The 22918-nt window shown below is 52.4% G+C and carries 20 protein-coding genes; 10 read left to right on the top strand and 10 right to left on the bottom strand.

All coding sequences use genetic code 11. The annotated features are described in order from the left end of the window. Positions 1-14 precede the first annotated feature (14 nt). Complete coding sequence (locus FN082_RS26590; RefSeq protein WP_139540177.1) at positions 15-1301, top strand: ABC transporter substrate-binding protein; 1287 nt, start codon at positions 15-17, stop codon at positions 1299-1301. A 66-nt stretch (positions 1302-1367) separates the two neighbouring features. Further along, complete coding sequence (locus tag FN082_RS26585; protein WP_142982668.1) at positions 1368-2495, top strand: oligogalacturonate lyase family protein; 1128 nt, start codon at positions 1368-1370, stop codon at positions 2493-2495. A 188-nt stretch (positions 2496-2683) separates the two neighbouring features. Here the strand turns inward: FN082_RS26585 and FN082_RS26580 are convergent, their stop codons facing one another. The 3 genes from FN082_RS26580 to FN082_RS26570 form a co-directional block, all read right to left on the bottom strand. After that, complete coding sequence (locus FN082_RS26580; protein ID WP_142463301.1) at positions 2684-4027, bottom strand: carbohydrate porin; 1344 nt, start codon at positions 4025-4027, stop codon at positions 2684-2686. Between the two features lie 113 nt (positions 4028-4140). Next, complete coding sequence (locus tag FN082_RS26575; protein ID WP_185932169.1) at positions 4141-5574, bottom strand: glycoside hydrolase family 32 protein; 1434 nt, start codon at positions 5572-5574, stop codon at positions 4141-4143. A gap of 18 nt (positions 5575-5592) precedes the next feature. After that, positions 5593-6834, bottom strand: a complete 1242-nt coding sequence (locus FN082_RS26570; RefSeq protein ID WP_139540181.1) for an MFS transporter — start codon at positions 6832-6834, stop codon at positions 5593-5595. Positions 6835-7075: 241 nt separating this feature from the next. Here FN082_RS26570 and FN082_RS26565 point away from each other — a divergent pair, with 241 nt between their 5' ends. Continuing rightward, a complete protein-coding gene (locus tag FN082_RS26565; protein WP_142982666.1) occupies positions 7076-8071 on the top strand; it encodes a LacI family DNA-binding transcriptional regulator in 996 nt (331 codons plus the stop codon). Here the strand turns inward: FN082_RS26565 and araE are convergent, their stop codons facing one another. Both araE and kduD read right to left on the bottom strand, forming a co-directional pair. After that, positions 8072-9490 carry an arabinose-proton symporter AraE gene (araE, locus tag FN082_RS26560; RefSeq protein WP_142982665.1) on the bottom strand — a complete coding sequence of 473 codons (1419 nt, stop codon included), beginning with the start codon at positions 9488-9490 and terminating at the stop codon, positions 8072-8074. Between the two features lie 390 nt (positions 9491-9880). Beyond that, entirely contained in the window at positions 9881-10642 is a 762-nt protein-coding gene (gene kduD / locus FN082_RS26555; RefSeq protein ID WP_139540184.1) for a 2-dehydro-3-deoxy-D-gluconate 5-dehydrogenase KduD, read from the bottom strand. A 543-nt stretch (positions 10643-11185) separates the two neighbouring features. Here kduD and FN082_RS26550 point away from each other — a divergent pair. Then, positions 11186-12361: an oligogalacturonate lyase family protein gene (locus tag FN082_RS26550; RefSeq protein WP_139540185.1), complete on the top strand. Its 1176-nt coding sequence runs from the start codon at positions 11186-11188 to the stop codon at positions 12359-12361. Between the two features lie 236 nt (positions 12362-12597). Here FN082_RS26550 and FN082_RS26545 read toward each other — a convergent pair whose 3' ends face one another. The 3 genes from FN082_RS26545 to FN082_RS26535 form a co-directional block, all read right to left on the bottom strand. Next, positions 12598-13293 (bottom strand): porin, encoded by a 696-nt coding sequence (locus FN082_RS26545; protein ID WP_112213984.1) that lies wholly within the window; start codon positions 13291-13293, stop codon positions 12598-12600. Positions 13294-13535: 242 nt separating this feature from the next. Next, positions 13536-14714, bottom strand: coding sequence for an acetyl-CoA C-acetyltransferase (locus FN082_RS26540; protein WP_139540186.1), 1179 nt, complete (start codon positions 14712-14714; stop codon positions 13536-13538). Between the two features lie 117 nt (positions 14715-14831). Then, positions 14832-15701, bottom strand: coding sequence for a LysR family transcriptional regulator (locus tag FN082_RS26535; RefSeq protein WP_139540187.1), 870 nt, complete (start codon positions 15699-15701; stop codon positions 14832-14834). A 96-nt stretch (positions 15702-15797) separates the two neighbouring features. Here FN082_RS26535 and FN082_RS26530 point away from each other — a divergent pair, with 96 nt between their 5' ends. The 6 genes from FN082_RS26530 (at position 15798) to mrkJ (ending at position 21151) form a co-directional block, all read left to right on the top strand. Continuing rightward, on the top strand, positions 15798-16259 hold the full coding sequence (locus FN082_RS26530; RefSeq protein WP_139540188.1) for a multidrug/biocide efflux PACE transporter: 462 nt from the start codon (positions 15798-15800) through the stop codon (positions 16257-16259). 136 nt (positions 16260-16395) lie between these two features. Continuing rightward, entirely contained in the window at positions 16396-17625 is a 1230-nt protein-coding gene (locus FN082_RS26525) for an amino acid permease (RefSeq protein ID WP_139540189.1), read from the top strand. A gap of 113 nt (positions 17626-17738) precedes the next feature. Further along, complete coding sequence (locus FN082_RS26520; RefSeq protein WP_139540190.1) at positions 17739-18611, top strand: aldo/keto reductase family oxidoreductase; 873 nt, start codon at positions 17739-17741, stop codon at positions 18609-18611. Between the two features lie 390 nt (positions 18612-19001). After that, a complete protein-coding gene (locus FN082_RS26515) occupies positions 19002-19703 on the top strand; it encodes a flagellar brake protein (protein ID WP_139540191.1) in 702 nt (233 codons plus the stop codon). A gap of 5 nt (positions 19704-19708) precedes the next feature. Beyond that, complete coding sequence (locus FN082_RS26510; protein WP_142982664.1) at positions 19709-20293, top strand: helix-turn-helix transcriptional regulator; 585 nt, start codon at positions 19709-19711, stop codon at positions 20291-20293. A 141-nt stretch (positions 20294-20434) separates the two neighbouring features. Then, positions 20435-21151 carry a cyclic-di-GMP phosphodiesterase MrkJ gene (mrkJ, locus tag FN082_RS26505; protein ID WP_049594234.1) on the top strand — a complete coding sequence of 239 codons (717 nt, stop codon included), beginning with the start codon at positions 20435-20437 and terminating at the stop codon, positions 21149-21151. Positions 21152-21212: 61 nt separating this feature from the next. Here mrkJ and FN082_RS26500 read toward each other — a convergent pair whose 3' ends face one another. Further along, positions 21213-21863 carry a fimbrial protein gene (locus FN082_RS26500; RefSeq protein WP_048998670.1) on the bottom strand — a complete coding sequence of 217 codons (651 nt, stop codon included), beginning with the start codon at positions 21861-21863 and terminating at the stop codon, positions 21213-21215. Between the two features lie 14 nt (positions 21864-21877). Then, a complete protein-coding gene (locus FN082_RS26495) occupies positions 21878-22861 on the bottom strand; it encodes a fimbrial protein (RefSeq protein ID WP_047358721.1) in 984 nt (327 codons plus the stop codon). Positions 22862-22918 lie beyond the last annotated feature (57 nt).

Here is a 22918-nt window from a genome sequence, read left to right as displayed (position 1 = left end):
ACTGGAGTATTAAAATGAAAAAAGTGCTTTTAAGCGCCGCAATCTCCGCAACTCTGGGCCTTACCGCGTTACCGTCAATGGCGAAGGATGTCGACCTGCGTATGTCATGGTGGGGCGGCAACGGCCGCCACCAGGTAACCCTGAAGGCGCTGGAAGAGTTCCATAAGCAAAACCCGGATATTAACGTGAAAGCGGAATATACCGGCTGGGACGGTCACCTTTCACGCCTGACCACACAAATCGCAGGCGGCACCGAGCCGGACGTGATGCAGACCAACTGGAACTGGCTGCCGATCTTCTCGAAAAATGGCGAAGGCTTCTACGATCTGAACAAAATGAAGGACGTTATCGACCTGAGCCAGTTTGATGCCAAAGAGCTGCAAACCACCACGGTGGACGGCAAGCTTAACGGTATTCCCATTTCCGTCACCGCGCGCGTGTTCTACTTCAACGATGAAACCTGGAAAAAAGCAGGCGTTGAGTACCCGAAAACCTGGGACGAGCTGATGGCGGCGGGTAAAACCTTCGAGAGCAAGCTGGGTAAACAGTATTACCCGGTGGTGCTGGAGCACCAGGACACCCTGGCGCTGCTGAATTCATATATGATTCAGAAGTACAACCAGCCGGCTATCGACGAAAAAACCAAGAAGTTCTCCTACAGCAAAGAGCAGTGGGTTGAGTTCTTCCAGATGTATAAAAAGCTGATCGACAGCCACGTAATGCCGGACACCAAATACTATGCATCATTTGGTAAGAGCAACATGTACGAAATGAAGCCGTGGATTCAGGGCGAGTGGGCGGGGACCTATATGTGGAACTCTACCATTAACAAATACTCCGACAACCTGAAGCCGCCAGCGAAGCTGGATCTGGGCAGCTATCCGATGCTGCCGGGCGCTACCGATGCGGGTCTGTTCTTTAAACCTGCGCAGATGCTCTCCATTGGTAAATCCACTAAAAACCCGGAAGCGGCGGCGAAGGTCATCAACTTCCTGCTGAACAGCAAAGAAGGGGTTGAGACGCTGGGCCTGGAGCGCGGCGTGCCGCTGAGCAAAGTGGCGGTGCAATATCTGACCGAAAACGGCGCGATCAAAGAAGACGATCCGGCGGTATCCGGCCTGCGTCTGGCCCAGTCCCTGCCGGCAAAACTCTCCGTGTCGCCATACTTTGATGACCCGCAGATCGTCGCCCAGTTCGGCACTTCTCTGCAGTACATCGATTACGGACAGAAAACCGTAGAAGAGACGGCAATTGACTTCCAGCGTCAGTCTGACCGTATCCTGCGCCGCGCGATGCGCTAACTGCTCGTTATCAATACCTACCCCGCAGCTCCGGCTGCGGGGTATTTTTTTAGCAAGGAGTGAAGAATGAAAGGCAAAATCATCCCGCTGAGCTTTCTGCATACGCAAGACAGCGAAACCGGTCACCAGGTGATCCGGATGACGCCACCGCATGTTATCTGCCACCGTAACTACTTCTATCAAAAATGCTTTACCCGGGATGGCAGCAAACTTATTTTCGGCGGCGCGTTTGAGGGCCACTGGAACTACTATTTGCTCGATATCGCCGCGCAGCAGGCCACCCAGCTCACCGACGGGCCGGGCGATAATACCTTTGGCGGTTTCCTTTCTGACGATGACCAGACGCTGTGGTATGTGAAAAACAACCAGCAGCTGCGCCGCGTAGATTTGGCGACGCTGGAGGAACAGGTCGTTTATCAGGTCGATGACCAATGGGTGGCTTACGGTACCTGGGTTGCCAATAGCGATTGCAGCCAACTGGTGGGAATTGAAATTAAAAAAAGCGACTGGCAGCCGCTGACCGACTGGGGCAAGTTCCGCGCCTTTTACTTCACCGAGCCGGAATGTCGGCTAATTAATATCGACCTGCGCAGCGGTGAACAGCGGGTGGTATTGCAGGAAAAACGCTGGCTTGGGCATCCGATTTACCGCCCGTTTGATAACAACACCGTTGCGTTTTGCCACGAAGGCCCGCGCGATGCTATCGATGCCAGAATGTGGCTTATCAACGCAGACGGCAGCCATATGCGCAAGGTTCGCCAGCACCAGCCGGGAGAGAGCTTTACGCACGAGTTCTGGGTGCCGGACGGCTCCGCGCTTTATTATGTCGCGCATCAGGAAAACGATCCGCATCGTTATCTGTATAGCGCCGACCCGGCAACGCTGAAAAATCGCCAGCTGATGGCAATTCCCCCGTGTTCACACCTGATGAGCAACCACGACGGTTCTCTGGTCGTCGGCGACGGCGCGCCGCATAACACCGGCGACATTAGCCTGAACGATCCGTTTATCTGGGTGTTTGATATTGCCGCCGATAAACAGACCGCCGTGTGCCGCCACGACTCGACGTGGAAAGTGATCGATGGCGATCGCCAGGTCACGCATCCGCATCCATCTTTTTCACCGGATAACCGTTGGGTGCTGTTTACCTCCGATAAAGAAGGCATGCCCGCGCTGTATCTGGCGGAGGTGTAGTCGCTCGGTAACGCCCCCGGCGGTGGGCCGGTAGCCCGGACAGATGCGCAGCATCGCCTCCGTGACATTCAGCTACTCTGCATTCTGATCCGGGGGCGGCGCAAAGCGCCTGCCCGGGCTACGGGTCCACCGCAAGCTGGTGATGGGGTAGCCCGGTAAGGCGTTACGCCGCAACCCGGGAAAACCGGTCAGAAGAAATATTTAAACCGCACCCGCGCGCCGTAGCGCTCGTCGGTATTGCCGGTTTTCGCTGCTGACGAATCCAGCCACGACGCATAGGCTCCGAGATAAATATTAAAGTTCGGCATATCCATAATATTCGGCAGTTGCCACGAAGTATGAATGGTATGGATGTCGTAGCGTCCTGGAGCCAGAATCGCGCAATCGCCATCACACTCTGCGCTCACACCGGACATATTAAACTGGTCGATTTTATTATGTGCATAGATATAGCCCAGCTCTACGCGGTGCCATAACGCATTGATCCCGGCGCTGAAATCTTTTTCATCCGCCGCATCCAGATACGCAGTACTCACATTCACCACCGCCCCGTTTTCGGCATCGGTTTTCAGCGTATTCCAGCTCATCGTCATACCATATCCGGTACGACTGGACTGATCGACCCAGCGACCATACTGGTTCTGATAACCGTAGGCGTTATTCACAAGGTTGCTCTCCATCGCCGCAGCCACCGACCATGGACCAGATTGCCAGGCCGCGACAGGGCGCACGTAAACCACGTTTTTACGGTTATCCAGCGCGTTGCCGTGATAGCTCTGATCCACAAACAGCGAACTGCCGTCCTCCACCAGCGTATTGACCTCAAAATACCAGTTATCAAGGTTTTTACTGAGCAGGAAGTTGCCGCCGCTGCTGCTGCGCCCGCGCCCTTCTTTCATCATGTAAATATAGCCGTAGCCGTCGCTATACAGATCGTTGGCGGTGTTGCCGGAATACTCAATAAAGGTATCCTGATTAAGCGGGAACATATCGTAAGCTTCAAAGCGGCCAATTTTAATTTTCCAGTCATCCTCCTGACCGAAGAAAAATGCCGCGTCATCAAGATTCATTTTACCATTCATATCTGCCAGCGGCTGGACGCTAAACCCAGCATACTTACCGTTAGCGCCTTTACGCATGCCATCAAAACCCAAAAGAATACGCCCGTTAATATCCCAGCGTTCTTTATCTCCCGGCGCCCAGTTTTTATTGGCGCTGGTTTTCACTGACGTTAAGCTACCGGTTCGGCTGGCTCCATCCATATTAAACTCAACGTCGCCATAGAATTTTAATTCGCCATAATCATTAAGCTGCAAAGTGGGTTTGGCTGGTGCGGCATTGACCATCGCCGCTGGCGCCTCCTGGCCTTTCAGCGCACGGATTTCCGCCTCCGCGCTGGCCGCCCGCTGTTCGGTCGCCTTTAGCCGTTGTTCCATTTGCGCCAGCCGTTCCTCAAGGGATAACGACGACTGCGCATTAGCCAGAGGGGTAAATAAAGACGTCAGAAAACACCCGACCCAGATTTTATTCATCGGCAAACCCTTTTATTAAATTAAGTTTTTATTTATAGGCAAAACGCGACGATGATGACAATAATAACCCGCCCATCGTCAAGGACGGGTTATTAACAACAATAAAAGAATGATTATTCTAGCTGCCAGGCTCCTGCTTCAGTTAAAAACGCCGAACCGCTCCAGGCAAATAAAGATAATTCACGATTGTCTGCATCCGGATATATACGGCTGCTGAGGCAAGCCTCGCCATCATTAACAAACACTTCTACGGAAGAGCTATCGAAGAATACCCTTAGTTTCAGGTCTGCCTCGGTAGTCAACGGAACGCTGCGGGTGCCGCACAGGCCATACTGCGGATAATGACGCTCCAGCACCAGGCGCTGCATCTGCGCATCCACGTATACACGCAGACCATCGCCAAAGCTCATACCATACTGCTCGGCGCTGCTGCTGGCGCAATCCCAGTGCAGGATCACTTCCATCGCCTCGCAGTTTTCCACCATCGTGGTCTGCTGGTTTTTCAGGGTCGTCACCGGCCACGGGAACCAGGCGCCGCGCATGCTCTCCACCTCTTTAGCCGGACGCATCTGCAGGCGGTTATCCTCGCTCAGGCTCAACTCGCGCGGTAGCGAAAGCATACCTGACCAGCCATCCCGCTGCTCCGGCTGTGGCGATTCCCACATATCCAGCCAGCCAATGACGATGCGGCGGCCATCAGGGGTGAGAAAGCTCTGCGGGGCATAAAAATCGTGCCCGTGATCCATTTCAACAAACGCCCCCTCGCGCACAAACGCCTGCCCCGGTCGCCAGTCGCCGAGCAGATAGCCACTCTGGAACAGGTTACGATTCTGATAGCCTTTTGCCGCCAGCCCCTGCGGAGAGAACATCAGAACATGCTTACCGTTGAGGGCGAAGAAGTCCGGGCATTCCCACATGTAGCCCATCTCTTTTTCCGCCTCATCAAGAACGCCCGCATCCTGCCACTGGCGCAGGTCGCTTGAACGATACAGCCGAACCTGACCGGTATCGCCATCGCGAGCGCCGACGATCATGTACCAGCAATCCCCTTCTCGCCACACTTTCGGGTCGCGGAAATGGTGCATACCCGGCGGAGTGTCCACGACGATCCCCTGGCGCTCAAAATGAATGCCGTCGCGGCTGGTTGCCAGACACTGCACCTGGTAAAGGTTGGCTTCGTCGCTGGGATCGCCGTGGAATTTATGCCCGGTGTAAATCAGCGCCAGCGTATCACCATCCACCACCGCGGAACCGGAGAAGCAGCCGTCTTTATCCTCGGGCCCTTCTGGGGCCAGCGCTACCGGCAGGTGTTCCCAATGCACCAGATCTTTACTGCGCGCATGCCCCCAGTGCATCGGCCCCCACTGGGTTGAGTACGGGTGATGTTGATAAAACGCGTGATACCAGCCGTCAAACCACACCAGACCATTCGGGTCGTTGATCCAGCCCGCGCGAGCGGCCAGGTGATAGCGTGGATACCAGCGCAGGTTCAGCTCTTCATGTTTAGCTTGCAGTTCTTGCTCAGCCCGGGAAATTGAATACGTCATATTCATTACTCTTTTGATTCAGATAGCGGAAGTTTGCGGCACCAGCGGGTCCGAAGAGGACTTACTGGAACGCAACAAGAAGATAGAGATAAAGGTGGTACAGAAAACCAGTAGCCCCATAATCAGATAGGACTGGGCGAAGCCATACTTCTCATAGCTGTAGCCCGCCAGCGGCGACAGCACCGTAGCGATAACCGAGCTGGTGCAGGCAAAGCCAACCAGGTACAGCGTGGACGAAAGACGCTTGTCGAAGTTTAAGCTGTTGTATTTAAAGATAGAGACCAGCAATACCGGCAGTTCAACCGCATGCAGCAGTTTGGTAATAGAGATGAGCAGCGGCCCTTCCACCAGCCCGGAAGCGACCATACGCATCGCCATCACCATCCCGGCGAAGATCAGGCCGTTTTTCGCGCCGACGCGGTTAACCAGCCACGGCGCGCAGAACATACCGGCGGCTTCAAGAAACACCTGGAACGAGTTCAGGTAGCCGTACATCTCGTTGCCTTCCTGCAAGGTCGGGAACTGGGAAGAGAAGTAGACCGGGAATTGCTGGTCGTAAACGCCATAGATACAGGTGCCGATGACGAAGAAAACCAGCGCCCAAAAGCGCGGCAGGGTCAGCAGACGCAGAGCATCCTCCAGCGTGACTTTACCGCCCGATACCGCTTCCTGCATGGCATGCGGCGCGGAAGAGACCCGCAGCCGCGCCAGTAGCATAAAAAAGACCAGTCCGGAGCAGCTGGCCACCGCGAAGTTTAAGTGCGGGTTAATGTTAAACAACAAACCGGCGAAGAACGTCGCCACAGCCCAACCCAGCGATCCCCACATCCGCGCCCTGCCGAATTCAAACTGGCTCTGGCGCGCCACGCGCTCGGTGTAGGACTCCAGTACGCCGATACCGCCGTTGAAGGTTAAGCCGATATAAATTCCACCGAAAATACTGCCGAGTAATACGTTAATTTTCAGCAAGTAGCCAAACAGCATATAGGCCGGGCCGGAGAGGATCAGCAGTACGGTGATGTACCAGAGCAAATTTTTACGCAGCCCTAGTTTGTCCTGGATAAAGCCATAGCAAACCTGGGCAAACAGCGCGGAGACGGAAAGCACCGCGTAAATAATGCCGGTGTCCCCCGCTTTCAAACCTACTTCCTGGTGCAGCCAAATAGAAAGCAGCGAACCGGAAGAGGACCAGGTTACGAAAAAGAAAAACAGTAATGCACTGAGTAACGGATAGCTGTGAGAGTGATGCGCTTTCATCATGACATTCTCATGTTGGAGTAATGCTGATATGGTAACGTTAACAAAAAACAGAACTCATGTCGTTTTGCTGAGATTCATGATGTTAATCACAAAAGTTAACGTTAACATAACAGGAGTGCGATCGCGATCAAATATTCATCGCCTGCGCACGCGCTACGTGTACGATAGAATATCGTATGATCCTTTTACATCAGTAACTTAGTAAAAACCCGTTGCCGACGGCGAGGGTGGAGCACTCAATATGGCATCCCTGAAAGATGTGGCAAAGCTAGCGAATGTGTCGTTGATGACGGTATCGCGGGCGCTGAATAACCCGGAAAGGCTGAAACCGGAGACCCTGGTTCGCGTTCAGGCCGCGATTGAACAGACCAATTATGTCCCCGACCTGTCAGCGAAAAAAATCCGCGGCGCTCACGCCACGCCAAATACCATTGGGGTGCTGGCGCTGGATACCGTCACTACGCCCTTCTCGGTGGAGATCACGCTGTCTATCGAAGAAACCGCTCGGGCACACGGCTGGAACAGCTTTGTGGTTAACATGTTTTCCGATGATAGCCCGGAAACCATTGTCGATTTGCTGCTTTCCCACCGCCCGGACGGGATTATCTACACCACCATGGGCCTGCGGCAGGTACCGCTTCCGGCCAAGCTGTTAACCCTTCCCTGCGTACTGGCCAACTGTGAAAGTCTGCACGATCCGGTCGCCAGCTATATCCCGGATGATGAGCAAGGTCAGTACGCTGCGGTACAGGCACTGCTGACCGCTGGCTATCGTCGCCCACTTTGTCTGCACCTCCCGGCCAATCATCTGGCGACCGTTCGCCGCCGTCAGGGGCTGGAGCGCGCCTGTCGGGAGGCGAATATCGATCCTGACACGCTCGATCACTGCTATATGGCGTACGGCGATGAGCACTATCGCGATATTCCCGCTGTCGTGCTGGCGCATATCCGGCAGCAGAAACCGCTGTTTGACTCAGTCATTTGCGGCAATGACCGCATCGCGTTTATGGTTTACCAGACGTTGCTGGCGCAGGGGCTGCGCATCCCACAGGATGTGGCGGTAGTGGGTTACGACAATATGGTGGGGATTGGCGATCTGTTTTTACCGCCGCTTTCAACGGTACAGTTGCCGCACTATGAAATCGGGCGCCTGAGCGCCCTGCATATTATTAACGGCGACAGCCATCGGGAGACGGTACGGGTTTCCAGCCCGTGGCTGCCGCGCGAGTCGTTATAGTTAATTACCGATGTTGCGCAGCTTCTCGCCGGACATCAGCTTACGTTCGATATGCTCCAGGGTGACGTTTTTGGTTTCCGGTATCAGCCAGAACGTCACGCCGATAAAGGCGACATTCAGCGCGGTGTAAAGCCAGAAGGTTCCCGCCGCGCCAATCGCATCCAGCAGGGTCAGGAAGGTCGCGCCGATAATCATGTTCGATACCCAGTTGGTGGTGGTTGAACAGGTAATGCCGAAGTCGCGGCATTTCAGCGGCTGAATTTCCGAACACAGGATCCACACCACCGGCGCGGCGCTCATCGCATAGCCTGCGATGCACATCATGGTCATCCCCACCGACAGCCAGGAAAGTCCGCTGGATGCGGTGCCGTTATCAAACTGCATCAGGCAGTAACCCAGCACCAGCGTGCCGATAGCCATAACGCTAAAACCGATTTTCAGCGCCGGTTTACGCCCGGCCTTATCGACGGTAAAGACGGCGATAAAGGTGGCGAACATAAAGGTCAGGCCGACCACCAGGGTTGCCACCATCTGCTGCTCGGTGGTGGTGAAACCGGCCATTTTGAAAATGCGCGGCGCGTAGTACATGATGATGTTCATGCCGGTAAACTGCTGCATCGCCTGCAATAGCATGCCGAGGAATACCGCCCTACGCACGTTGCGGTTGACCTTAAACAGCGCCCAGCCGCCCTGCTTCAGCTTCAGGCTTTCGCGGATCTCATTGAGTTCATCGCGGGCTTTCTCTGACGTATCGCGCAGCATCCGCAGTACCTCTTCCGCCTCGACGTGACGCCCTTTTTCCGCCAGCCAACGTGGGCTGTTAGGCAGGAAGACCACCAGCACAATCAGCACCACTGCCGGTAATGCCAGCACGCCCAGCATCGCCCGCCAGTTGCCGCTGTAGCTAAACGCGGTATCGGAGAGGAACGCCATCACGATCCCCAGCGTCACCATCAGTTGATACATACTGATCATCTTGCCGCGCACGTTTTCACTCGCCATTTCAGACAGATACAGCGGTGCGGTATAGGAGGCGATGCCCACGGCAACGCCGAGAATAACCCTTGCCACCAGCAGCATTTCAACGCTGGCGGCAAAAGCGGAACCGATAGAACCAGCAACAAACAGTACGGCGCCAACCATCAGACTGTATTTACGCCCGAGACGGAACGAGAGCCAACCGTTAAATAACGCGCCGATCGCGGCACCCAGCATCATGCTGCTCACCACCCACTCCTGCAGGCGGCTGGATAACACAAAATGATCGGTAATAAAGGGCAGCGCCCCGGCAATCACCCCAATATCGAGGCCAAATAATAATCCCGCCACCGCTGCGGCAATCGAGACAAACTGATTCATGCGCCGGGTATCGCGCTGCGTACGCGGCATTGTTGCAGCGTCGTTACTAATTGAAGTCATTTTTTTCCTGCCAGACAGAGTAAGACATACGATGAAAGTACGGGATCGACGGGCTAAGGTGTCAGGCAGGACAAGCCAAAGATATGGATTAATTTGCTACGAACAATCATTTTGTGATGGACATTCAACTTTCAAAAGTACAGAAAATAATCATCTCATTATCGAAATATCCCATCACACATAGCTACTCAGCGGAAAAATAAATAAACCATATGGACTATTCTAATTTCATGATATGGACAATTATTGTTAAGGCATAAAAAAACCTGCCGAAGCAGGGTGAGATTGCTGACAGACGCGCTTGAAAGTGAAGAGGGTTCGTTTTTTTCCCTCACCCTCTCCACACAGGGGAGAGGGGATCGTCCATACTCTTTGATAACGCGGCGAAAATTAGCGCGCCAGCCAGCCGCCATCAACCGCCACGGTGTAGCCATTGATGTAGTCAGAAGCGCTGGAAGCCAGGAATACCACCGGCCCCATCAGGTCGCTCGGCAGACCCCAACGTCCCGCCGGGATACGGTCGAGGATTTCGCTGCTGCGCTGTTCGTCGGCGCGCAGCTGCTGGGTATTGTTGGTTGCCATATAGCCCGGCGCAAGCGCATTCACGTTGATACCATGCTTCGCCCACTCGTTGGCCAGCAGACGGGTTACGCCCATCACCGCGCTTTTGGACGCGGTGTAAGACGGCACGCGGATCCCGCCCTGGAAGGAGAGCATGGACGCGATGTTAATGATCTTGCCGCCGTTGCCCTGAGCGATAAAGTGCTTCGCCGCCGCCTGAGACATAAAGAACACGCTCTTAATGTTCAGGTTCATCACGTCGTCCCAGTTTTTCTCGCTAAATTCAATCGCGTCTTCACGACGAATCAGGCCAGCGTTGTTCACCAGAATGTCGATATGGCCGAATTCAGCCACCGCACGCTCCAGCAGCTGCGGAATGCCGTCAATCTGGCGCAGATCGGCGGTCAGGCTAAGAAAACGACGGCCCAGCGCCGTTACGCGCTCGATGGTTTCCGACGGTTCAACAATATTGATACCCACGATGTCGCAACCAGCTTCCGCCAGGCCAACGGCCATACCCTGGCCCAGACCGGTGTCACAACCGCTCACTACGGCCACTTTGCCCTGCAGGGAGAATGCATCGAGAATCATACTTGGTTCCTTAATCTTTCAGAGCCTGTGCAGGCACAGGCAAGGTTCTGATAGTTCAGCCTGCTGCTTGCGCAGACCCTTATGGTTTGAAGAACTCGCTGGGATTTACCCATCATAAAAATAAAACAGAGTTCCGTTTTGCAGTGAGCACATATTAGCCCCACCTAAAGTCATTTTCAATTATTATTAAAACGTTGTTTCAATTTTAAGATAAGTAAATGTTAAAAATGCAAAACAGATCACGAAGCTCTGCGTAAACGATCGCTAAAAACGCCAACAATACAATTAAATACAATAAGTTAATCCGTCTTTGAAAAAAGACAATGAATTGGAAAAAGCCAGCAGAAAAACAAAGCTCGCCTTCACGACTGTCGGGCTGGCGACAAAAAAATGCGATCCAGAGCAAGGAGTTGTTGCGAATTGCGCCCGCCATCACAAATAATGAAACGATGTTTTGATAAATTAACACCTATCTTTTAAATCAACTTCCACAGGCTGGCCGACGCAGGCTGGCGACATATCGGGAAGGAAAAGGAGTACATCATGGCTAAAGGCATGCGGGTTAAATTGAATTATGAAGTCAGCCGCGATCCGGACACCGGCGCGGAGATCACCCGCTTAACCCCACCGGAAGTGACCTGTCATCGTAACTATTTCTATCAGAAGTGTTTTTTCAATGATGGCAGCCATTTGCTGTTTGCCGGCGAGTTCGACGGCAACTGGAACTACTATCTGCTGGATCTGGCGAAAGCCGAGGCGGTTCAGCTAACGGAAGGTGCCGGTGATAATACTTTTGGCGGTTTCCTTTCCCCGGATGATAAATCCCTCTATTACGTGAAGAATGACCGTACGCTGCTGGAAGTTAATCTCACCACCCTGCAAGAGCGTGAAGTTTATCGCGTTGCCGATGAGTGGGTTGGTTACGGTACCTGGGTCGCTAACAGCGATTGCACCAAACTGGTTGGTATCGAGATCGCCAAAAGCGACTGGACGCCCCTCAATGACTGGCAGATTTTCCACGATTTCTTCCATAAAGGCCCTCACTGCCGCCTGCTGCGCGTCGATCTGCAAACCGGCGAAAGCAGCGTGATCCACGAAGAGAAAAAATGGCTGGGCCACCCGATTTATCGTCCTTTCGATGACAACACGGTCGCTTTCTGTCATGAAGGTCCGCACGACCTGGTGGATGCGCGGATGTGGATGGTGAATGAAGACGGCAGCAACGTGCGCAAAGTCAAAGAGCATGCCGAAGGCGAGAGCTGCACCCACGAATTCTGGGTACCAAACGGCTCCGCGCTGGTATACGTCTCTTATCTGAAGGGGCAGCAGGGCCGCACAATTTATAGCTTCAATCCGGATACCGGCGTCAATGAAGCGGTGATGCAGATGCCAGCCTGTTCGCATCTGATGAGTAACTTCGACGGCACCATGTTGGTGGGCGATGGTTCCGGTACCCCGGTGGATGTAAAAGACACCAGTGGCTATACCATTGATAACGATCCGTATCTGTACGCTTTTGACGTCGCGAAGCAGGCATATTTCCGTATCGCGCGTCACGATACCTCATGGGCAACGGTGGCCAATAGTCGCCAGGTGACCCACCCGCATCCGTCCTTTACGCCGGACGATAGCGCCATTTTGTTCAGTTCCGATAAAGACGGCAAACCTGCCGTTTATATTGCGAAGCTGCCATCGCATCCTGAGATGCTGAAGGCATAGCGTTAGCCACTGTTTGAGTTAGTGTTTCTGTAACTGGCCTTGCCCTCCTTTCGGAGGGCTTTTTTATGCCCGGCGTTTTCCCCCGGGTCGCGGCGTAAACGCCTTACCCGGACTACCCCATTAGCACGTAATGTAGCCCGGACAGGTGCGCAGCACCGCCTCCGGGAAGATGGGTTAATACAAACAGAAAACCCCGGCTGACTGCTCCGGGGAAAACGATGAGGACGTTTTTTATTTTAGAATGAGTAAGCAACACCCACGCGGAAGCGGGTCTGACGGTCGCTACGGTCGTTGACGCCGACGTTGCCGAGTTCGCCGTACGGCGCCCAGTTTTTATCCAGCTTATACGCGACCTTGAGGTTGTATTCCTGAGAGTACGGTTTATTGTCGTTACGTTTAACCCCTTCGGTACTGCGCGCATAAACGTAGTTCAGCTCAGCACGCCAGTCGCCCAGGACGTAACCGGCCCACGCATCGCCACGGTTTACCTTATCATCGTCTTTGCCTGCATTCGCCGGATAACGGGTGTAGTCATAACGATAGCGGGCAGCAACGTAGAAGCCGTTATCGAAGCTGTACTGTACGCGCAGGTTCGGTTTATAGATTGAGCGGCTATCGTTACTTTCAATCGCAAACCCGGGCGTTACTGAGAAGTTTTTATCCGCCTTCCACTGCCAGCTAATGGTCTCTTCATGACCATTACCGACGAAATCAGAATAAGGCTGGCTGGTGTTTTCACCGCCCGACTTCCACTTAGCCTCAACGGAGAAGCCAAAGCCGTTAGCGAAACGATGGGAGACGGAAACGCGGTCAGCGTTGCTCTTGTCCGATTTCCCACCATCAATGAATTCGTGACGTAAATCCACCGTGACTGCTGAAGCCGCGAAAGACATGCCACAGAGTGCAGCAAGGGCCAGAGATCTTGCAAACATAAAATACCCCTTATAATTAAAATATCGTTTCGTTTTTATGAAACTGCATTTTATTTTTTAGGCAATGATGTTTTAGTGATCGAGATCGTAATTATTTGTTTCAAAAAAGGTGGCACATAAAGACGTGACAAAGCTCAACAAAATAGAGCGTTATGAAGGGATTTTGCGAAGGAAAAAAGCTTGCTGATAAAAAACAAAAAAGCCTCCATAAGGAGGCTCAGAAAAATCACATCAGAAAGGGCTTATTCGCGTTCAACCGCCAATGCCACCCCCTGACCGCCGCCGATACATAAGGTAGCCAGTCCCTTACGGGAATCGCGCTTAATCATCTCATGAACCAGGGAAACCAATATACGACAGCCGGAAGCACCTATCGGGTGGCCCAGCGCAATCGCACCACCATTCACGTTCACCCGCCGTTCATCCCACTCCAGCACCCTTCCCACCGAAATGGCCTGGGCCGCAAAAGCTTCGTTGGCTTCGATAAGATCGACTTCGTCCAGCCTCCAGCCCGCCCTTTCCAGACAGCGACGGGTGGCGTGTACCGGTGCGATACCCATCAGCGCCGGATCGACGCCTACGCTTGCAAACGCGCGGATCCGCGCCAGAACCGGCAGCCCCAACTCTTGAGCCTTAGATTCGCTCATCATCATCACCGCCGCTGCGCCATCATTAATGCTTGAGGCATTACCTGCGGTAACCGAACCCAGTCGGTCGAAGGTCGGAAGCAAGCTGGCCAGCGCTTCAGCACTGGCGTCAACTCGCGGCTGTTCATCGGTATCCACCAGCCGAGGAATTCCGTTAAGCTCAGTGCTCACCGGAACTATCTCATCGCGAAAACGGCCGGAATCAATCGCCCGCCGCGCTTTATGCTGCGAACTGAGCGCCCAGGCATCCTGCAGCTCGCGGCTGATACCATACTCTCGGGCCAGGTTCTCCGCCGTCACGCCCATATGATAATCATTGAACGCATCCCACAGACCATCGTGAACCAGGCTATCAATAAGCTGACTGTTGCCCAACTGCGCGCCGGTCCGGCTATCGGTAAGCACGTGCGGGGCGCGGCTCATATTCTCCTGACCTCCGGCGATCACCACGTCCGCTTCGCCGCACTGGATAGCCTGAGTCGCCAGGTGCAGCGCTTTCAACCCGGAGCCGCAGACGTCATTAATGGTAATCGCAGAAACGGTATTGGGCAGCCCGCCGCGGATCGCCGACTGACGCGCCGGATTTTGTCCGGTTCCTGCGGTCAGGACCTGGCCGAGGATCACCTCATCAATACTTTGGGGGTCAACGCCGCTACGCTCGATTAAAGCCTTCACCACTACGCTGCCCAGTTCCACCGCCGAATGACGCGACAACGTACCCTGAAAACAGCCTATTGGCGTTCGCAACGCGCCGACGATTACGACATCTTTCATCCTCTACCCCTGCTCTGCCTCTGCGCAAAGAAACAGCATCATAGTAGTGAATTGTTATCAAAAATTTTCGCAATTGTTTAAAAAAAGTGAGGGAAATCACAAAGATTATGGGCGATTTTAGCGCCCGTGACCTTGTAGATGCTGGCGTAGCCAGCTTCCCGCTTCTCCCGGCGGCGCTTTTTTATTCCACAGTAAATCAGTGGAAATCACCCGCGGCCAACCGGCAATATCCAGCGCCACCAGGCTGCCGCTACCGGCAAACTCCTGCACCAGCGCGCTGGGCAAAATACACCATCCCAGTCCCTGAGCCGCCATGCTGAACAGCAGCAGATAGTTAGGCGCTGACCATACCAGTCCGCGCGCCGGTTCTGCGCTATTTTCCAGATAGGTGCTCAGGCGCAGCTCGCGCCAGCTGAGTAGCTCATCCCGGGTCACCCTGCCCTGAGTCGCCAGCGGGTGTCGGGGAGCAACAAAGATGGCCATTTCGGTTTGCATCGGCAGCCGGATACTGCCGATGTCCGTCGGGTAGCTATCCCTGGCTTCTATCAGCCCGACCTGCGCCCGCTCCTTTTGCAACAGGTCGATAACGTCATCATCTTCGCCAATCAGGCACTCAAATTCGGTATGCGGAAAACGGCGGTCAAACTGCGCCAGCAAATCTTCAAGCACATCGGGATGCAGCGTATCGGAGAGCACAAAAGTCAGCCGCGCTTCCGTCTTGCCGGATAACGAAATAGCCAGCTCATCCAGCCTGTCGCTGGCTGCCAGAATCGCTTTCACATAGCTCAGAACCTGTTCGCCCTGCGGCGTGAGCGTCGGTTGCCGGGAGCTGCGATCGAAGAGCGTCACGCCAAGATCGGCTTCCAGGTTGGCGATCGCGGTGCTGATGGTGGACTGACTTTTGCGCAGCCGCCGCGCCGCGGCAGAAAAAGAACCGCAGGCCACGGTTTCGACAAATGCAGTGAGAGCTTCGGGAGAATAGCGCATAAACTATCTACTTTATCGATGGATACTATCTTTTGTTTATCATATTTATCCATAAAATGCCGGGTAATTTCTTTTGAAGGCCGGAGGTAACAAGCCATGCAACAGCTTAACGCGCAGCGCAAAACGCTGACGGAACGCATCATTCACGCCATCAGCTTTGAAGGTCTCGCCACGCTGATCCTCGCCCCGACCGCCGCATGGTTGATGCAGCGGTCGGTGGTCGAAATGGGTGGACTCAGCATTCTGCTCGCGACGCTGGCGATGGTCTGGAACATTATCTATAACGCGATCTTTGACCGCCTGTGGCCGGTGTCCCGGGTCGTACGAAACCTGCGGGTCCGCGCGCTGCACGCTATCGGCTTTGAAACAGGCTTTATCGTTATCGGCGTGACGATGGTCGCGCTGGTGCTTGGCGTTTCACTGATGCAGGCGTTTATGCTGGAAATCGGCTTTATGCTGTTCTTCCTGCCCTACACCATGGCCTTTAACTGGGCGTGGGATACGCTGCGCGAGCGCGCGATCAAAGTTCGCCAGCGGCGAATCGCCGCCCGCCAGTAGGCTTTCGCGGATCGCCCGACCAATAACGGGCGATCTATCGCTTCATTTATCCGCCAGAAACTATCGCCGCAGCAAATTCATTAATGTGATAAATTGCACTCCTTTTTGTTAGTTTTTTGGTTGATAAAGTCGCAAAATGTCTAAAATTTGGTCTAAAGAAGAGACTCTTTGGAGTTTCGCCTTATATGGCACTGCTGTAGGCGCTGGCACGTTATTTTTGCCGATCCAACTGGGATCCGCTGGCGCCATCGTCCTGTTCATCACCGCGCTGGTCGCCTGGCCGCTCACCTACTGGCCGCATAAAGCGCTGAGCCAGTTTATCCTTTCCGCCAAAATCGCCCCGAGCGCGGGGATCACCGGCGCCGTTAATCACTATTATGGTAAAAAGATTGGTAATCTGATTACCGGCCTCTATTTCCTCGCTTTTTTCGTGGTGGTGCTGATTTATGCCGTCGCCATTACCAATTCACTTGCCGAGCAGTTATCCAGGCATGTGCCCATCACTGCTGGCGTGCGGGCACTGCTTAGCCTGGGCGTAGTACTGGTACTAAACCTGATCTTTTTAATGGGTCGCCACATCACCATTAAAGTGATGGGCTTTTTAGTCTTCCCGCTGATCGCCTGCTTCCTGTTCCTCTCCATCTATTTAATGGGCAGTTGGCAGCCGGAGCATCTGACCAGCCAAATGCAGCTGACCTCGCACACGTTCCACCAAATCTGGATCTCCATTCCCGTGATGGTTTTCGCTTTTAGCCATACGCCGATCATTTCGACTTTTGCTATCGATCAGCAGGAGAAATACGGCGAGCAGGCCATGGGTAAATGCAAAAAAATCATGAAGGTGGCCTACACCCTCATCTGCGCCAGCGTACTGTTTTTCGTTTTTAGCTGCCTGCTATCGATACCGACAACCTATATTGAAACCGCACGTAACGAAGGGGTTACCATTCTTTCCGCACTGTCGATGATGCCGGGTTCACCGGCGTGGCTATCGGTTACCGGGATTATTGTGGCGGTAGTGGCGATGTCAAAATCGTTCCTTGGCACTTATTTTGGGGTGATTGAAGGGGCCAGCGAAATCGTCAAAACGTCCCTCGCCCAGGCAGGTATTCGCAAGAGTCGCGCGTTTAACCGGGCGATGTCGATTCTGCTGGTGTCGACGCTGACCTTTGTGGTCTGCTTTATCAATCCCAACGCTATCTCAATGATTTACGCCATCAGCGGTCCGCTTATTGCGATGATTCTGTTTATCATGCCGACCCTGTCGACCTACCTTATCCCAGCGCTAAAGCCTTACCGCTCAGTGGGCAACTTTATTACCCTGGTCATCGGTTTGCTGTGCGTTTCGGTGATGTTCTTCAGTTGATCCCCCGTGCGGCGAAGGCTCTCTTTCGCCGCACTTTCTGCCAATATTCTTATCCCCCCAATCCTTCTGACGGGCATACACTTAGAGCCTGCACACCATCAGGGGGAGTTTCTATGTCCAGCGTAAAATTATCCGGTACCGCCACGTTAGGCGATCGTCAGGTTTATCGTTTGGGATACGGGGCGATGCAGCTTGCAGGGCCCGGCGTCTTCGGCCCGCCAAAAGATCCTGAGACGGCTATCCGCGTACTGCAAGAAGCCGTCGAGTCGGGAGTTAATCATATCGACACCTCCGATTTTTACGGCCCGCACATCACCAACCAGCTCATCCGCAAAGCCCTGCATCCCTATTCCGACGAACTGTGCATCGTGACGAAAGTCAGCGCCCGGCGTGATGAAAAGGGTAACTGGCTGCCTGCGATGTCACCCGCAGAACTGACCCAGGCGGTAGAAGATAACCTGCGCAATCTGGGCCTTGACGTTCTGGAGGTGGTGAATCTGCGCAGTATGCTCAGCGCTCATGGCCCGGTTGAAGGTTCGCTGGAAGGGCCATTAACCACGCTGCTGGAGCTTAAAGAGCGCGGGTTAATTCGCCATATCGGGCTAAGTAACGTCACCGCCAAACAGGTGGCGGATGCACAAAAACTCACGCCCATCGTCTGCGTGCAGAACCAATATAATGTGGCGAATCGTCAGGATGACCCGCTGATTGACGACCTGGCGGCGCAGAACATCGCCTGGGTTCCGTTTTTCCCGCTTGGCGGCTTTACACCGCTTCAGGCCCAGGAACTTAACGATGTTGCCGCGTCGCTAGACGCTACGCCAATGCAAGTGGCGCTGGCCTGGCTGCTACAGCGCTCACCAAATATCCTGCTCATTCCAGGCACCTCTTCGCTGCAGCATCTGCACGAAAACCTTGCCGCTGCAGAATTAACCCTACCGGCTGACGCATTAGCCATTCTGGATAACCTCCAGCCTCAATCCTGATTTCCGGGCTTCTGCAAATGAAATGTTGCAGGAGCCTGCTCCTTAATATTTGCCTGGAATTACCTCAAAGCCGCTGGCACTATACATCCTACAAATTAGGCTCTTTCCGCATAATTCTCTGACGGATAACCCTATACAAAGCATAGTTTTATACTCTTTCGACTGGCCTCCTTATTGGAGGCTTCTGTCGTTTTTGTCTCGCCAAATTTTTTTGAACTCTTGATTACAGGAAAAACAATATCTCATTCAAAGTTTATACAAATCAATTTAGCTGCAAAGATAGCTAACAACATCAAATGCTCATAAAAACATCTGATTAACACAATCAGAATGTTTGTATTGCTATATAAAAAATTAACCATACACAATAACAATTCACAAGGATTTCACATGACAGAGGGAACGATAAAGACCAGTAAGTATGAAATTATTGCTATTTTCAGGGAGGAACTGCGAAAGCAGGCGGAGATAGAAGTTTTTGTTAATAACAAAGGCACCATTACCCAGCTCACGCGTGTAGATTTTGCTGAATTCCATATCTCCACTACCAGCAAAATCCCCGCTGGGCATAAAGTTAAATTTATTCTGCATAGCGATTCAGGGAAAATCGAGTTTTGCTCAACGCTAAAGAAAAACTATGCTCATGGTGAAGGCAAATGCAATAAGGTCGCATTTACCTTGCCTGAATGTATCCAGGTGGTACAACGACGGCGCGATCCGCGATTCCGTCTACGCCACGAGCACGAATTTTTCTGCCACGGCCGGCATAAGAACGGAGAAAACTATCTATTCGAAATCAAAGACATTTCGGACGGCGGTTGTGCTCTGATGACCAAAAGCCCCAATCTGAAATTCCTCAGTCATAACGCAACCCTCAAGAATGCCATTCTGGCCCTCGCTGAATATGGTGAAATCACCGTAGATTTAGTTATAAAAAATGTTGTCATGGTGACTTTAGATGATAACGAAAAATCAGATAGCTACTACCAGATTTCCTGTCAATTTAAATTTCGCCATCTTGATAACAAGAAGAGAATCGAGAAAGTGCTGCTCGACTTGATTATGGAAGCCAAGAGAAAAAAGAGAGTCTGAAGACATTGGACAGTATATTACTTTACACCGATGACAATATCATTGGGCAATCAATCCATGATTATATGATTGATAACAAAAAAAACATCACCGCCCTTAACTTTCAGGATATTGTTAAGGGGACCAGCGCGCCATCAACCGCGACCATTGTTATCAATATCATCCATAAGGATATCTCAGCAGCCACAACGGTCGCATTGCTTAACACCCTGCGCAAGCGTCTTACGCACTGCGCTTTGCTGGTTTTAATTGTAAAAAGTGACCTCTCCAGACTGTTCCGGGAACTGCTTGATATTGATAATTTATTGATTTTGACTGAAAAATCTTCTTTATCAGATTTCTCAGCCATCATCAACAGACCTTTGACCGCCGATGGCTGCCAGGGGTTATGTACCCGGCGTAAGCTAACCGCCAGGGAACTTCAGGTTCTGGAGCTAATCATTGCCTGTAACAACAATAAAAGAATCGCATTACTCCTCGATATTGATCACAAAACGGTACACAGTCATAAGGTACATATTATGAAGAAACTGGGGATGAATAACTCACGGATAATGAATAAAAGGATAGTCAATATGTATCGGTGCTAAAGCCAAAAATATGTGGGTGACCAATCAAAAGTCGATAATTCATTGGTAATCTGCCTTTAATAATCATTCCCATCGGCAGAAAGGTCACCTATAATAATATCATCCTCTCCTTACCTCTGACCTTATTTTTGACGAGAGATAATGAACGCGACTCTGTTTTCCAACCATAATTTATCACGTAGCGATATATCCGTTCGTTATGTCTTTCAAAAGATGTTTTCCCCAAAAGGTACGCTCGTCGCCGTTGAGTGCCTGAGTCGTTTCGATAGCCTGTCTATCTCTCCAGAAAACTTCTTCCGCTATGCCAATACGGGATTGCGCGAGAGCATATTCATGGAGCAGCTGGCGCTTATTGAAAAACATAAACAGTGGTTTAATAAAAACGGCATCTCTGCAACAATCAATGTTGATGACCATATACTCAACATATTGCTAAGACCAGAGATTAAAAACCTCGTTGATCACATTGGCTGCGTTCACTTTGAGGTAACAGAAAACTCGAATAAATTATTGAACAATGCTCTTGCAACCTGGAGCGATCCGCAAAGTACGACGCTCTGGCTCGATGATTTTGGCTCAGGTAATGCGGGTATTAGCGCGATTCGAGGCTACCATTTTGATTATGTCAAAATCGATAAAGACTTCTTCTGGCATTTAATGCAAAAAGATTCTGGCCGACCATTGATGGACGCGCTGATCACCTTTCTTTCCCGTAACCACCATAATGTGATTATTGAAGGCGTAGAAAGTGAAGCGCACAAGAAATGGTTACAGGGCATGGAATGGTTTGCTATTCAGGGACACTACTGGAAGGAAGTCAGTATTGAACAACTGGTCAAAGAAGATATCAAGGTTTAAAAAAATGCCGGAGCATTCCGGCATCAATATTAACATTCGCGCAATAAAGTCAATCAATCACTCAATTATAAACTAACTCCCAGGTCGCCCAGCTGGTCAACGGACCGCTGGTCGCTTTTTCCGGCGCTGGCGTAACGTAGCCAATGTAATAAGTAAATATCCCGCCATCCACCGCCTTTTCGACCAGAGGCACCCGGTTTTGCTGCGGGTCAGCCGGGACAATTTTATTGCTCTTGTCCAGCGTATTATTGTCGTTAGTCGACAGGGCCAGGAAAATATGGCTGGCCCCGTCCGCGCGCGTATTAGCCAGATAACCGGCGTTTTCATTACTGACGGAATTGACCATAAACCCATCAATCCAGCGTACGCTCACCATCCGAACTTCATCTTTATCCGCCGCGCCGCCATCATGGCGAAGCTGGCAGTTTGAGAGTTCCAGCGTGAAAGGTTGTGGTTTCATAAATGCCCCCGCCCCGCGATCGTGTACTTCTGCCAGGCTGACCGGCGCCAGCCAGACGCTTCCACTCCCTGCATTATTGCCGCCGTTAAGCGCCACGCTACAGGAGATGTCGGTCACTCGTCCGGCAAAATCAACCCGCCCACGATCGTAATTCGTCTCGAATCCCCACGCCGAGGAGGCAATAAGCGTCCCGCTCATCAAGGCCAACTGAATGAGTCGTGTGCTATTTTTATACTTTGCTGAATCACTCATACCCGCCTCCCGCATTAATCGTACGTCAGGTTAAAGATCATGTGCGACTCCACTTCACCGGTACTGGTAGTCGGCGCATATTGATAGAAGCGCGCATGGAGAGGCAGGGTGATAAAGCGGGTTTCCTGCGTGCGCAAGCTCCCGATGCTGTATTTTTTGTTAAATTCCAGCGGCGTGCCTTCTCTCAAAACCTGAATACCAATGCCTTTCGCCAGCGAGGTTCCTGCTTTTTCGTTCAGCAACGCCCCGCGAGTCAAGGCCGTCCCCGTCGCCAACGTGCCGGAGAAAGAAGTCTGAATATTGGCGTACCCCGACTCGCTTAACCCGCCGCTGCACTGTAGCTCAATATTAAAATCCTTACCCCCGGCGGTGGTTCCCACGCCGTTGAGATCGCTGCGCTTGATGGTACCGACATCAACGTTCATATTTTTGCCGCTCAGGATGGTACACGAGGGTGAAACCACGGTTATCGCATTGGCGCTCAGGAGCGTCACCAGGATCGGGTTATTACCGTTCTCCCAGTCATAAGAGGTATATTTACCCGCCGCCAGGGTGCCGCTGCCGGTTACCGCTGCGGTCTTTATGATTTCCAGCGTAAAACGCGACCCTTCAAGCGAAAAATTACCGCCTCCTGTCGTAAACGACCCCGGATAGATAATATTGACCGTTGAACCGCCGCGGCTAAAACGCATACCAATACCCGGCACATTGGTAGAATAAACTTTATTTCCCAGGTCGGTGACGCCTGAAGCCACAATGCTAGCTTTAAAAACGGTGGTACCGGTGCATCGATAGTTAATGCCGGAACCTGCGGGCATGGTCCAGTTTTGTGTGGCAATGACCGCTCCTACGGGTAAGTCGGGGTTTACAACCACCCTGCCCATTGCCATATCCAATTGCACGGTTGGTGCGGGGCCGCGCGTACAGGCAGCCCATGCCGACGTTGTCCCCAGCGCCATTAAGCCAATAAAAAGCGTCAGTTTTTTACTTAGCGACATAGCGTTTCCTTTGTTTTTGCCTGACTTAAATCCACCGAACACTGTCCGCCGCTCCAC

The sequence above is a fragment of the Klebsiella spallanzanii genome (genome assembly GCF_902158555.1).
In the GTDB taxonomy this organism is placed as follows: Bacteria; Pseudomonadota; Gammaproteobacteria; order Enterobacterales; family Enterobacteriaceae; genus Klebsiella; species Klebsiella spallanzanii.
This window is presented reverse-complemented; position numbering and strand designations above follow the sequence as displayed.

Coding starts and splice junctions, on each gene's coding strand:
- FN082_RS26590 (WP_139540177.1), top strand. CDS start 15: ATGAAAAAAGTGCTTTTAAGCGCCGCAATCTCCGCAACTCTGGGCCTT.
- FN082_RS26585 (WP_142982668.1), top strand. CDS start 1,368: ATGAAAGGCAAAATCATCCCGCTGAGCTTTCTGCATACGCAAGACAGC.
- FN082_RS26580 (WP_142463301.1), bottom strand. CDS start 4,027: ATGAATAAAATCTGGGTCGGGTGTTTTCTGACGTCTTTATTTACCCCT.
- FN082_RS26575 (WP_185932169.1), bottom strand. CDS start 5,574: ATGACGTATTCAATTTCCCGGGCTGAGCAAGAACTGCAAGCTAAACAT.
- FN082_RS26570 (WP_139540181.1), bottom strand. CDS start 6,834: ATGATGAAAGCGCATCACTCTCACAGCTATCCGTTACTCAGTGCATTA.
- FN082_RS26565 (WP_142982666.1), top strand. CDS start 7,076: ATGGCATCCCTGAAAGATGTGGCAAAGCTAGCGAATGTGTCGTTGATG.
- araE (WP_142982665.1), bottom strand. CDS start 9,490: ATGACTTCAATTAGTAACGACGCTGCAACAATGCCGCGTACGCAGCGC.
- kduD (WP_139540184.1), bottom strand. CDS start 10,642: ATGATTCTCGATGCATTCTCCCTGCAGGGCAAAGTGGCCGTAGTGAGC.
- FN082_RS26550 (WP_139540185.1), top strand. CDS start 11,186: ATGGCTAAAGGCATGCGGGTTAAATTGAATTATGAAGTCAGCCGCGAT.
- FN082_RS26545 (WP_112213984.1), bottom strand. CDS start 13,293: ATGTTTGCAAGATCTCTGGCCCTTGCTGCACTCTGTGGCATGTCTTTC.
- FN082_RS26540 (WP_139540186.1), bottom strand. CDS start 14,714: ATGAAAGATGTCGTAATCGTCGGCGCGTTGCGAACGCCAATAGGCTGT.
- FN082_RS26535 (WP_139540187.1), bottom strand. CDS start 15,701: ATGCGCTATTCTCCCGAAGCTCTCACTGCATTTGTCGAAACCGTGGCC.
- FN082_RS26530 (WP_139540188.1), top strand. CDS start 15,798: ATGCAACAGCTTAACGCGCAGCGCAAAACGCTGACGGAACGCATCATT.
- FN082_RS26525 (WP_139540189.1), top strand. CDS start 16,396: ATGTCTAAAATTTGGTCTAAAGAAGAGACTCTTTGGAGTTTCGCCTTA.
- FN082_RS26520 (WP_139540190.1), top strand. CDS start 17,739: ATGTCCAGCGTAAAATTATCCGGTACCGCCACGTTAGGCGATCGTCAG.
- FN082_RS26515 (WP_139540191.1), top strand. CDS start 19,002: ATGACAGAGGGAACGATAAAGACCAGTAAGTATGAAATTATTGCTATT.
- mrkJ (WP_049594234.1), top strand. CDS start 20,435: ATGAACGCGACTCTGTTTTCCAACCATAATTTATCACGTAGCGATATA.
- FN082_RS26500 (WP_048998670.1), bottom strand. CDS start 21,863: ATGAGTGATTCAGCAAAGTATAAAAATAGCACACGACTCATTCAGTTG.
- FN082_RS26495 (WP_047358721.1), bottom strand. CDS start 22,861: ATGTCGCTAAGTAAAAAACTGACGCTTTTTATTGGCTTAATGGCGCTG.